This is a genomic window from Catellatospora bangladeshensis (assembly GCF_016862575.1).
In the GTDB taxonomy this organism is placed as follows: domain Bacteria; phylum Actinomycetota; class Actinomycetes; order Mycobacteriales; family Micromonosporaceae; genus Catellatospora; species Catellatospora bangladeshensis.
In genome coordinates this window covers 88,884-100,518 of the sequence record NZ_BONF01000007.1, presented here as the reverse complement: position 1 = coordinate 100,518, position 11,635 = coordinate 88,884, and the positions used below count along the sequence as shown (strand labels likewise).

At 72.2% G+C, this 11,635-nt stretch carries 9 protein-coding genes; 2 read left to right on the top strand and 7 right to left on the bottom strand.

The window, feature by feature from the left end; genetic code table 11:
• Nucleotides 1–286 precede the first annotated feature (286 nt).
• Nucleotides 287–655 (top strand): VOC family protein, encoded by a 369-nt coding sequence (locus tag Cba03nite_RS05165; RefSeq protein WP_203742459.1) that lies wholly within the window; start codon nt 287–289, stop codon nt 653–655.
• A gap of 83 nt (nt 656–738) precedes the next feature.
• Here Cba03nite_RS05165 and Cba03nite_RS05160 read toward each other — a convergent pair whose 3' ends face one another.
• The 4 genes from Cba03nite_RS05160 to Cba03nite_RS05145 all read right to left on the bottom strand — a co-directional run bounded on the left by Cba03nite_RS05160 (nt 739) and on the right by Cba03nite_RS05145 (nt 4,583).
• A complete protein-coding gene (locus Cba03nite_RS05160) occupies nt 739–987 on the bottom strand; it encodes an SCO4848 family membrane protein (protein ID WP_203742457.1) in 249 nt (82 codons plus the stop codon).
• A 76-nt stretch (nt 988–1,063) separates the two neighbouring features.
• Nucleotides 1,064–1,681 (bottom strand): TetR/AcrR family transcriptional regulator, encoded by a 618-nt coding sequence (locus tag Cba03nite_RS05155; protein ID WP_203742455.1) that lies wholly within the window; start codon nt 1,679–1,681, stop codon nt 1,064–1,066.
• A gap of 104 nt (nt 1,682–1,785) precedes the next feature.
• A complete protein-coding gene (locus Cba03nite_RS05150; RefSeq protein ID WP_239125482.1) occupies nt 1,786–3,933 on the bottom strand; it encodes a YhgE/Pip domain-containing protein in 2,148 nt (715 codons plus the stop codon).
• Entirely contained in the window at nt 3,930–4,583 is a 654-nt protein-coding gene (locus Cba03nite_RS05145; RefSeq protein WP_203742453.1) for an ATP-binding cassette domain-containing protein, read from the bottom strand. The genes Cba03nite_RS05150 and Cba03nite_RS05145 overlap by 4 nt, the downstream gene beginning before the upstream one ends.
• A gap of 126 nt (nt 4,584–4,709) precedes the next feature.
• On the opposite strand from Cba03nite_RS05145, the gene Cba03nite_RS05140 reads away from it, so the two are divergent.
• Nucleotides 4,710–5,147, top strand: a complete 438-nt coding sequence (locus tag Cba03nite_RS05140; RefSeq protein WP_203742480.1) for a GNAT family N-acetyltransferase — start codon at nt 4,710–4,712, stop codon at nt 5,145–5,147.
• A gap of 24 nt (nt 5,148–5,171) precedes the next feature.
• Here Cba03nite_RS05140 and Cba03nite_RS05135 read toward each other — a convergent pair whose 3' ends face one another.
• The 3 genes from Cba03nite_RS05135 to Cba03nite_RS05125 form a co-directional block, all read right to left on the bottom strand.
• Nucleotides 5,172–6,167, bottom strand: a complete 996-nt coding sequence (locus tag Cba03nite_RS05135) for a LacI family DNA-binding transcriptional regulator (protein ID WP_203742451.1) — start codon at nt 6,165–6,167, stop codon at nt 5,172–5,174.
• 192 nt (nt 6,168–6,359) lie between these two features.
• Complete coding sequence (locus tag Cba03nite_RS05130) at nt 6,360–9,806, bottom strand: galactose-binding domain-containing protein (RefSeq protein ID WP_203742449.1); 3,447 nt, start codon at nt 9,804–9,806, stop codon at nt 6,360–6,362.
• 143 nt (nt 9,807–9,949) lie between these two features.
• Nucleotides 9,950–11,599, bottom strand: a complete 1,650-nt coding sequence (locus Cba03nite_RS05125; protein WP_239125481.1) for a glycoside hydrolase family 13 protein — start codon at nt 11,597–11,599, stop codon at nt 9,950–9,952.
• Nucleotides 11,600–11,635: the final 36 nt, after the last annotated feature.

Sequence of the window (11,635 nt, the reverse complement as noted above, 5' to 3'; positions counted from 1 at the left end):
TCGCCGGCGTCGTGCCTGGCGGGTGGCGGGGTGTTGATCGCCGGTTCGTGTCAGAAGGTGCGGTCTGACACAAGGTTTCGACACGAGATAGCGATCATCGCTTCCAGAGCAGTCCGGCGGGTCCGCTGCCGGAGCAGCCCGGCCGGTCCGCCACCGAAGCAGCCCGGCCGGTCCGCCGCCAAAGCAGCCCGGCGGATCCGCCACCGGACCAACCCGGCCGGTCCGCTGCCGGAGCAGCCCGGCGGGTCCGCGTTCGGCGCAGCCGGGCGGGTCTAGGGTGACGGGCATGCTCGATCACCTGTCGATCCAGGTCGCCGACGTCGCGGCCGCCGCGTACTTCTACGACACCGTGCTCGCCCCGCTCGGCGGGCGGCGTCTGCTGGAGTTCGGCGACGTCATCGGATACGGCACGGACCGGCCGGTGTTCTGGCTCGGTCCGGTCACGACGGAGGGCTTCGCGCGCGAGGCGCACATCGCGTTCGCCGCGCCGGACCGGGCGGCCGTGCAGGCGTTCTTCGACGCCGCCGTGGCCGCCGACGCGGAGGTGCTGCACGCGCCCCGCCTGTGGCCGGAGTATCACGCCGACTACTTCGGCGCCTTCGTCCGCGACCGCGACGGCAACAACGTCGAAGCCGTCTGCCACCTGCCTGGGTAGGCCGCCCGACGAGCCAGGCCGCCCTCCGGACAGGTCCACGGAAGCGGGCCGCCTCCGCAGCGGACGCCGGCGGTGCGGGCGATCTAGCGTGCCGCCCGGCTCGCCCGCCAGCCCTTGATCCCCAGCACGCCGACCGTGGTCCCGAGCGCCAGCGACGCCGCGATGAGCAGCGCGTGCACCCACAGGAAGCTCGTCGGTGCGCCCTCGCCCACGACACCGGCCGACCACGCCCGCGGGTCGTTCCAGATCGCTACGGCGAAGCGGGGCCAGATCACCCAGGTCCACACCCCGACCAGCATCAGGAACACCGACCAGCCCCGCGACAGCACCATGATCGGTGAGTATGCCAGCCACCCGGCTCCGTCACCTGCGAGAGGTTAAGAAGGGCACCTTCTACTACGAATAGCGTTAAGAAGGTGCCCTTCCTTGCGTTGCGGCGCGGCTGCGGACGATGGCCAGGACCGCCGCCTCGACCTGTTCGATGGGGCGTTCGGGGGTGAAGACGAGCCAGTCCAGGGCGACGACGAGGCAGACGCCGAAGAGAGCGGACGCGGACAGGCGTACGTCGAGGTCGGCGGCGAAGTCCCCGCTGTCCACGCCCTGCTGCAGCGTGCCCGCGATCACCGAGATCGCCTCCTCGCGCAGCAGGAGCAGCGTCTGCTGCCAGTCGCGGTGGGTGCGCCACATCTCCGACAGCAGCAGCTGCGCGAACGACCGGTAGCGCTGGATGAAGCCCAGCTCGGCGCGCACCAGCGCGGCGATCGCGTCGGCGGGCGCCCGGTCCGCCACCGCCGCCTGGAAGTCGGCGGTGAGCAGCCCCACCCCATACCGCAGCAGCTCCTCGAACAGCACGGTCTTGGACGCGAAGTTGTAGTACACCGTCCCCTTGGCGACCCCGGCCCGCTCGGCGATCTGATCCACCGTCGTGTCCGAGAACCCCTGCTCGGCGATGAGCGCCATGGTCGCCTCGAACAGCTTCTGCCTGGTCGCGTCCCGCCGCGCCGTCCGCCCATCCACCCGCCCCATCCTGCCCCACCCCCGCCCGATCCCAAATCGATCATGAAGTTGTGCCGCCGACACGCCGCCGAACCGTGCCATAAGTTCATGATCGACGCAGAAAGACGGCCGGGTTACAGGGGGAGCGCGGGGTGGAGTTTGTCGGGGGTGAGGCGGCGGGTGCGGGCGGCGGTGAGGGTGGTGAGGGTGAGGGCCAGCGCCGTGACCCCGAGCAGGACGAGGACGCCGGTCAGGACCGTGTCGGACGAGCCGCCGAGGATGAGGTGGCGCAGGCCGTCGACGACGTAGGTCATCGGCAGGTACGGGTGGATCGCCTGGAAGAAGGCGGGGCTGGTGGCGACGGGGTAGGTGCCGCCGGAGCCGGTGAGCTGGAGCATCAGCAGGATCAGCGCGGCGACCCGGCCGGAGGGGCCCAGCGCCGCGCCGAGCAGTTGCAGCACCGCCGTGAACGCCAGCACGGTGGCGAGCAGGTAGAGGTACATGCCCCACGGGTGCACCGGCGCCAGCCCGAGGGCCAGGCGCAGTACGCCGTACAGCGCCGTGGCCTGGGCGACGCCGACGGCGACGGCGGGCCGCCAGCCGGCCAGCGCCACGCGCCAGGCGGGCGCGCCGGTCATCTGGTGCCGCCGGGTGATCGGCCGCAGCAGCATGAAGGTGAGCATCGCGCCCACCCACAGCGCCAGGGCCAGGAAGTACGGCGCGAACCCGGTGCCGTAGGCGGCGGCCGCGTGGCGTACGTCGCGGTCCAGCGTCACCGGCGCGGCCAGCACCCCGGCACGCTCCGCGCGGCTGTCGGCGTCGTACCCCGGCACCTCGGCCGCGCCGTCGCTCAGGCCGGAGGCCAGCTCGCGGGCGCCGTCGTCGAGCTTGGCCAGGCCCGCGGCCAGCTTGCCCGCGCCGCCGGACAGCGCGGTCAGCCCCCCGTCGAGCTGCCGCGCGCCGGTGGACAGCCGGTAGAGCCCACCGTGCAGCGACTTCGCCCCGGTGGACGCCTCCGCGATGCCGCCGTGCAGCCGGTCGGCGCCGGTGGACAGCGCGGCCAGCCCCGTGGCCAGCTCGTCGACGCTGCGCCGGGCGGCCGCGACGTCGTCGGCCAGGTGCGGTGCGGCCTTCGCCACCTCACGCGCGGTCGCGGCGACGGCCAGCAGCTTCGCCCGCACCTCGGGCAGCCCGGCCTCGTCCAGCCGCCGGTCCAGGTCGCGGGCGGTGTCCGCGGCGGCCTGCGCGGCCCGGCGGGCCGCGGTGAAGGCCGGGTCGTCGCGCAGCTCCGGGTGCGCCGCGGCCAGCGCGTCCAGGGACGAGACGACCTCGCCGGTACGCCGCACCGCCTGCTCGGCCAGCCCCGGCAGCAGGTCGAGGTGCTCGGCGAGCGCCTGCGCGGCGTCGGCGACGGCGGTCGCGCCCCGCTCGATGGTGCCCGCATGCTCACGCAGCACGGGCTCCACCCGGTCGGCCGCGCGGTCCACGGTGGACGCGAGCTGCTGCCCGCCCGCCGCCGCACGGGCCGCCCCGTCGGCGAGCTGCGCCGATCCGGCCTCCAGCGTGGCCAGCCCGGCGGCCAGCGTCCGCGAGCCGGACTCGGCCTGCGCCAGCCCGTCGGCCAGCGTGCCCGCACCGGCCGCAGCGTCGCCCGCCCCGTCGGCCAGCGCTCCCGCACCGTCCCTGGCCTTCCCTGCCCCGTCCGACAGCGCGTCCGCCCCGTCGGCGGCCTCGCCCAGCGCGGACTTGAGGTCGGTGAACCCGATCAGCATGCCGTCGAAGTACTTCCCCGCCGCTGACTCGGCCGCCGCCGCCCGGATCTCGGTGAACGCGCTGCGGGCCAGCATGCCGGAGATGTAGTTGACCGCGTCGTCGCTGACCACGGTGAGCTGCCCGGCCCGCGCGTCCGCCGCCGGGTCGGGCCCGGTGACCAGCGCCGCCGAGAAGTCCGCCGGGATGCGCAGAGCGAGCTGGTACGTGCCGTCGCGCAGCCCGGCCTCGGCGGCGGCCGCGTCGACCCGGTGCCAGCCGAACACCTGCCGCTGCTCCAGCTCCTCGGCCAGATCACGTCCGGCGTGCACGGCCGCGCCGTCCGGGTCGGTCGCCTCCCGGTCCTGCAGCACCAGCGCCACCGGGATGCGGTGCATGTTGCCGTACGGATCCCAGAACGCCCACAGGTACAGCGCCCCGTACAGCAGCGGCACCAGCGTGAGCACGACGAGCGCGGCCCGCGTCATCCGGTGCCGCCGGAACCGCCGCAGCTCCAGCCTCCCGAGGCTCACCGCCCCACCCCCACCAGAGAAAGGAAGGGCACCTTGTTATCGGATTCCGTAGTAGAAGGTGCCCTTCCTAACCGCGTAGCGGTGAGGGTTTCGGGGCCGCGGCAGGTGAAGACGGCGGCGCGGCCGGTGGCGTCGAGTTCGCTGAGGAGGGTCCGCGTCTCGGCGGGGGTCAGGGACACGTCGAGGTCGTCGAGGAGCAGCACGTCGGGGTCCTCCAGCAGGGCGAGCCTGATCATCAGTCGGTGCCGGTCGAGCGGGGCGAGGTCGCGGGCGAGGGTGCCGGGTGCGATGCCCGGGGGCAGGTCGGCCAGCAGCGGGCCGGCGGTGAGGCGGCGCAGGCGGTGCCAGGGGCGGGCGCGGCCGAGCAGGCGCAGCCGTTCGCCGAGGTGCTCGGCGACGGTGAGCGCCGGTTCGGGCTCGTTGACGCCGGGGACCAGGCCGAATGCCGTGCGCCCCGGGCCGGTGACCCGGCCGTGCGTGAAGCGGAAGCGGCCGCCGAGCGCGAGCAGGGCGCTGGTACGGCCGCCGCCCGCGGGCCCGGTGAGCGCGACCAGCTCCCCCGCGCCGACGCGCAGGTCCAGGTCGCGGAAGACCCAGCCCTGGCGGGTACGCACTCCGAGCCCCTCTGCCTCCAGCAGTGCCGCCTCCACGCGTACCCTCCGAAAAGTTTTTGAACTGACCGGTCGGTCTAAATACTGGATCACGAAGGGTCGCGGCCGAAAGTGAGGGTGAGCCGTTTCACCGCATACGATTCAACGGTGATCCCGGCAACGACCATGATCTTCCGCACCGCGAGCTTCCACGACCTGGACGCCGCCACCCTGTACGCCCTGCTCAAGCTGCGCGTGGACGTGTTCGTCGTGGAGCAGGACTGCCCCTACCCCGACCTGGACGGACGCGACACCGAGCCCGGCACCCGGCACCTGTGGTACGAGGTCGACCGCAAGCCGGTCGCCTACCTGCGCCTGCTCACCGACGACACGCCGGACGGCATGGTGTACCGCATCGGCCGTGTGGTGACCGCCCCCGAGGCGCGCGGCGACGGCCTGGCCGGGCAGCTGCTCACCGTGGCGCTCGCCGTGGTCGGCGACGCCCCGGCCGTGCTGGACGCGCAGGCGCACCTGCAGCGGTTCTACGCCAAATACGGCTTCGCGCCCAGCGGCCCGGAGTTCCTCGAGGACGGCATCCCGCACGTCCCCATGCGGCGCGGCTGACCGCCCTTCGGCCAGGCGCGGGGATCAGGAGGGGCGGACGACCGCGGTCGAGGCGCGGACCACCAGCTCGGGGTCGAACAGGTACTCGTCCGGCGCGACCTCGCCGCCGTCGACCTGGGACACCAGCATGGCCACCGCGGCCTGGCCCATCGCACCGATGGGCTGGCGCACCGTGGTCAGCGGCGGGTCGGTGCAGGCCATGAACAGCGAGTCGTCGTAGCCGACCACCGAGATGTCCTCCGGCACGCGCAGCCCCATCCGGCGCACCGCGCGCACCGCGCCGAGGGCGAACACGTCGGAGGCGCAGATCAGGCCGGTCACCCCGTCCTTGATCAGCCGGACCGCGGCGGCCTGCGCGGCCTCCATCGAGTAGATGGTGCGCGCCACCGGCGGCTTGGCCTGCCCGGTGCGCTGCTTGAACGCGGCCAGCTTGCGGGCCGAGGGCACGTGGTCGGCCGGGCCCAGCAGCAGGCCGATCTTGGTGTGGCCGAGCGAGGACAGGTGGCCGTACGCCTGGTCCACCGCGACCGTGTCGTCGGCCGCCACGATCGGGAAGCCCAGGCCGTCGATCGCCGCGTTGACCAGCACCACGGGCAGGCCGCGCTGGCGCAGCCGGTGGTAGTGCTCATGCTCGGCGTCGGCCTGCGCGTACAGGCCGCCCGCGAAGATCACGCCGGAGACCTGCTGCTCCATCATGATGTCGACGTACGCCGACTCGGCCACGCCCTCCTCGGTGCGGGTGCACAGCACCGGGGTGAAGCCGCGCTGCGCCAGCGCCCCCGCCACGATCTCGGCGAACGCCGGGAAGATCGGGTTCTGCAGCTCGGGCAGCACGAGGCCGACCAGGCGCGCCCGCTCCCCGCGCAGCTTGGTGGGCCGCTCGTAGCCGAGCACGTCCAGGGCGGTCAGCACGGCGGTGCGAGTCGATTCGGAGATGCCGGGCTTGCCGTTGAGGACACGGCTCACCGTCGCCTCGCTCACCCCCACGTACTTCGCCACTTCGGCGAGTCTGCGCGTCACGCCGGTTACTGTAACCGGCCGCCGTCGGTGCGTACGCCCGGCGAACCGGTGGACCGGATCACGCAACGGGCCGGGAGCCGTGGGCTGAACCGTTAAGAAGGGCACCTTCCTCTACGCATAGCGTTAAGAAGGTGCCCTTCCTTTCGTAAAGCCGGTGGGGAGGGCCGCTCACCCTCCCCACCGGGGTTCGGGTTACGAGGCGTAGACCTCGTACTCGGAGAGCTGGCCGGCGGGCCAGCCCGTGTTGCCGGTGAAGCTCAGGCGCAGGTAGCGCTGGCTGGTCGCGGCGAAGGTGATGGTGACGGTGTTGGCCGAGGACGGGTTGAAGACGTAGCCCGCGGAGGCCTTGACCGTGGTGTAGGAGGAGTTGTTGGTGCTGCCCAGGACCGAGAGGGTCTGGGTACGGGTGGCCCAGGCGGTCGCGGGCGGGAGCTTCAGCACGATCCGCGAGACCGAGGTCGTCGCGCCGAGGTCCACCGTGATCGTCTGCGGCCAGGCGTTGTTCAGCGACTCCCAGTAGGAGTTGGCGTTGCCGTCGACCGCGTTGCCCGCGCCGTACACGTCGGCGTGGCCGCTCTCGGTCACCGGGCGGTTGAGCGCCAGGTTGGTGTTCGCGACGACGCCGTTGCCGGCCAGGTTGACCGTGTGCGGGCTGCCCGGCGCGTTGCTGGTGAAGCTGACCGTGCCCGAGCGGGTCCCGGCGGCGGTCGGCGTGAACGTCACCGAGATGGTGCAGGACGCGCCCGCCGCCAGCGCGGAGCCGCAGGTGGTGCTGCGGGCGTAGTCGCCGGTCACGTTGACCGCGCCGAGCGTCGCCGACGCCGTGCCGGTGTTGGTCACCGTCACCGTCTGCGCGCCGCTGGTGCTGTTCACGGTCTGGTTGCCGAACGCCAGGCTGGAGGTGGACAGGCCGATCGCCGGGGTCTGCGGGGGCGGGGTGCCGTTGCCGTACACCTCGAACTCGCTGAACTGGCCCGCGGGCCAGCCGGTGTTGCCGGTGACCGTCACCCGGACGTAGCGGCGAGACGCGGCGGTGAAGTTGATCGTCGCGCTGTTGCCGGTGGCCGGGTTGAAGGTGTAGCCGGCCGAACCGGCGAGGCTGCTGAAGTTCGAGCCGTCCGTCGAGCCGAGCACCTGGAGGGTCTCGGTGCGGGTGCCCCACGACGGCGGCAGCTTCAGCACGACCTGGTTGACGTTGACGCTCGCACCCAGGTCCACCGTGATCGACTGCGGGAAGGCGTTGTTGGCGCTCTCCCAGTACGTGTTCACGTCGCCGTCGACCGCGTTGCCGGGGGCGTACGACTGCGTCTGGCTGGTCGCGGTGGCCGGGCGGCCCGCGGCGAGGTTGCCGTTGGGGTTGAAGCCGGAGCCGGTCAGGTTCACCACGTGCGGGTTGCCCTGCGCGTTGCTGCCGACGGACAGCTGCCCGTTGCGGGTGCCCGTGGCGGTCGGCGTGAACGTCACCGAGACCGTGCAATTGGCGCCCGGGTTGAGCGTCGCGCCGCAGGTGGTGGTCCGGGCGAAGTCACCGCTGACGGCGACGCCGCTCAGGCTGACCGCGACCGAGCCCGGGTTGCTCACCGTGACCGTCTGCGCGGCGCTGGTGGTGCCCACGTTCTGGGTGCCGAAGACCAGGTTCGAGGTGCTCAGGCTCAGCTGCGCCGACGGCGGCGGCGGGGAGCTGGGCGGCGGCGGGCTGTTGCTCGGCGGCGTGGTCGGGCCGCCGGTCCACACCGGCGTCGGCCAGATGCCGGTGCAGGCGGGCGGGTTGGCGTACCAGCCGGAGTTGGTGCCGATCTGGGTGATCTGGAACGACGGGCCCACGCAGTTGTGGATCGGGTTGCTCTGCGCGATGCCGGACGCGGTCACGTTCTCGAACGTGGCCTGGCCCTGCGACTGCACCTGGAGTGCGTACGTGCCCGCGCCGATGATCCGCACGTTCTTGAAGTGGATCCCGGTCGCGCCGCCCTCGATCCAGTGCAGCGCCGCGTACGAGCTGTCCAGGATGTCGGTGTCGGTGATGTTGATGGTCGCGCCGTTGATCGGCTCGTTCAGGCCCGAGAACCAGATCGCGCCGACGCCGAAGTTCCAGTTGTAGTCGGAGTTGCCGGTGCGGATCAGGGTGTTGCGGGCGACGGTGAAGGTGCCCGCCACGGCCGTGCCCTGGCCCGAGTTGACGCCCGGGTAGCGGTTGCCGATGTGGATGCCGCCGCCGTTGGTGATGGTGTCCGCGACCACGTTGTCCGTGATCTTGATGTCCCGGCCGCCGTACGACACGATGTTGTTCGCCAGGATCGTGACGCCGACCGTGTTGAACGAGAACGTGTTGTTGACGTTCGGGATCCGCTCGGGCCACATGGCCAGGCCGTCGTCGCCGGTGTTGCGGACGAACGTGTTGGTCACCGTGGAGTTCGTGACGCCGGTGTGGAAGTTCACGCCGTCGGCGGTCTGGTCCAGGATCACGCTGTTCTTGATGGTGAAGTTGTCCATCGGGCCGTCCATCCAGGCGCCGACCTTCGTGTGCTGCATCCACACGCTGTCGACCACCGAGTTGGTCATGGCCCCGCCCATGGCGTTGACCTGGTCGTTGTCCACCCGCTCGCGGATGTCGCCGATGATCGCGAAGTCCTTGAGGGTGACGTTGCGGCTCGGGCCGCCCGCCTCGTGCGACCGGATCTCGCCGCCGTAGCCGCCGCCGGCCACGTACTTGCCGTAGACGCCGACCGCGCGGTTGCGGTTGGTGGGGTGGCGGCCGGTCAGCACGCTGTGCCACATGCCCGCGCCCTGCAGGGTCACCCCGTCGACCACGATGTGGTCCCAGACGGTGTAGGTGCCCGCGGGGATCCAGACGACCCGGCCCTGCGCCTTACCGGCGTCGACGGCGGCCTGGAACTTGGCCGTGTTGTCGGCGGTGCCGCCGTTGGGGTCGGCGCCGAAGTCGGCCACCACGTCGATCGCGTTGGCGGGCTTGCTCTTCGGACCGCCGACGACCTCGAAGTCGGCCAGGTCGATGGTGAAGCTCGGCGACTGCGCCGTCGAGTTCACCTGGAGCCGGATCTTCGTGCCGATCGGGTACGTGCTGCCGAGCAGGCTGCGCTGCTCGTCGTAGAAGTGGTGCGGGTTGGTGTCGCCCGGGTTGTTGTTGAACGGGTAGCCGCCGTAGAACCAGCCGTACTTCGAGGTCACCGGCACGCTCTTGAGGAAGTTGCCGTTGACCCGCAGGTCGATGGTGGCGTCGCGGCCGGTGCCCGCGGCGTTGTCCGGCAGGCTGTACCGGAAGTTGATCGCGTCGGCGGGCTTGGTGAGGGTGAACTCGACGTACTCCCCCACCGCGTCCAGGGTGACCGCCTGGCGGCCCGAGGCCTCCGAGGCGAGCTGGCCGTAGTAGCGGGAGTGCGCCAGGATCGTGCCGTTGGTCGGCTGCTCCTCGGCCTCGAACTCGGTGAACGCCACCGTCGCTCCGCGGCCGGGCACGGCCAGCGGGGACAGCGACGCGGCCTGGGCCGGGGACGGGAGCAGGGCGCCGGCGGTGACCGCCACCAGGCCGGCGGCGGCCAGCACCGAGCCGGCGGCCACGGCTGCCAGCCCGGTGCGGCGCGGGTTTCTCGTTCGGGTACGGGGACTGCTGTGCTCGTTCATTGCCTGTGTTGCCTTCCGGTGTGGGACGGGGGGACCGGAGCGGTTGAGGCGGCGCGGGGTGGGGGTCGCGCCGCCACGGCCTTGGCGATGCTGAGCTTTCGGGCTCCTTTCGGGCCCGCTGGGCGTCGGTTCGGGGTGAGCGGTCAGGCGGGGCGGAGCCAGACCGCGGTGTCGGTGGGCAGGCGGGTGCCGTCCAGCGGGCCGCTGGCGATCAGCACCGCCGCGTGGGCGGGCAGCTCGACCGGCGACTCGGCGAGGTTGACCACGCAGATCACGTCGAGGCCGTCCGGGCCGGGGCGGCGGAACGACAGCACCTGCGGATCGCTGTCCAGCCAGGACATCGGGCCGTCGCCGAGCGCGGGCTCGTTGTGGCGCAGGCCCAGCAGGCGGCGGTACAGCTCCAGCATCGAGCCGTGGTCGCCGGTCTGCGCCTCGGCGGTGTACGCCTTCCACGCGGCCGGCTGCGGCAGCCAGGGCTTCTCGGCCGCGCCCTCGGGGCTGAACCCGAACGGCGCCTCCGCGCCCGACCAGGGCAGCGGCACCCGGCAGCCGTCGCGGCCCGGGTCGGCCCCGGCGGTGCGGTGCCACATCGGGTCCTGCTTCAGCTCGGCCGGGATGTCCTCGACCTCCCAGAGGCCCAGCTCCTCGCCCTGGTAGAGGTATGCCGAGCCGGGCAGCGCGAGCGCCAGCATGATCGCGGCGCGGGCGCGGCGGGTGCCCAGCTCCAGGTCCACCGGGGTGTCGTGGGTGCGCCCCTTGAACGAGAACGAGGTCTCTTCGCGGCCGTACCGGCTGACGTGGCGGGTCACGTCGTGGTTGGACAGCACCCAGGTCGCGGGCGCGTTCACGGGCGCGTGCGAGCCGAGCGTGTCGTCCACGACCTCGCGCAGCTTCGGCGCGTCCCAGGCGCTGCACAGGAAGTTCATGTTGAACGCCGTGTGCATCTCGTCGGGGCGCAGGTAGTTGGTGAAGCGCTCGATGTCGGGCATCCACACCTCGCCGATCAGCGCGCGGCCGCCGTACTCCTCCGCGATGCGCCGCCAGGCCCGGTACACGTCGTGCACCTCGTCGAGGTCCTCGAACGGGTGCCGCTCGGTGGTGCCCACCTCGGGCAGGTTCGGGTCCTTGATGAGCAGGCCGGCCGAGTCGATGCGGATGCCGTCGGCGCCCCGGTCGAACCAGAAGCGCAGCACGTTCTCGTGCTCCTCGCGGACGGCCGGGTGGTCCCAGTTCCAGTCGGGCTGCGCGCCGTCGAACAGGTGCAGGTACCACTCGCCGTCGGCGACCCGGGTCCAGGTGCCGCCGCCGAAGTTCGACGTCCAGTCCGTCGGGGGCAGCTCGCCGTGCTCGCCCCGGCCGGGCCGGAACCAGAACAGGTCGCGCTCGGGCGAGCCGGGCCCGGCCGCCAGCGCCGCCTGGAACCAGGGGTGCTGGTCGGAGCAGTGGTTGGGGACCACGTCGACGATGACGCGGATGCCCAGCGCGTGCGCTTCCCGGATCATCTCCTCGCACTCGGCCAGGTCGCCGAAGATGGGGTCGATGTTGCGGTAGTCGCTGACGTCGTAGCCGCCGTCGGCCTGCGGCGACACGTAGAACGGGTTGAACCAGATGGCGTCGATGCCCAGGTCCCTCAGGTACGGCAGGTGCGCGCGCACGCCGGCCAGGTCGCCCACCCCGTCGCCGTTGCCGTCGGCGAAGCTGCGGACGTAGACCTGGTAGATGACGGCGTCACGCCACCAGGCGTCCGTCGCCGGGCGCACCCCCCTCGGCGCGATGGCTCCGATGTCAACCACGAGAGATACCTGCTTCCTCTTACGGGAACGCGAAAC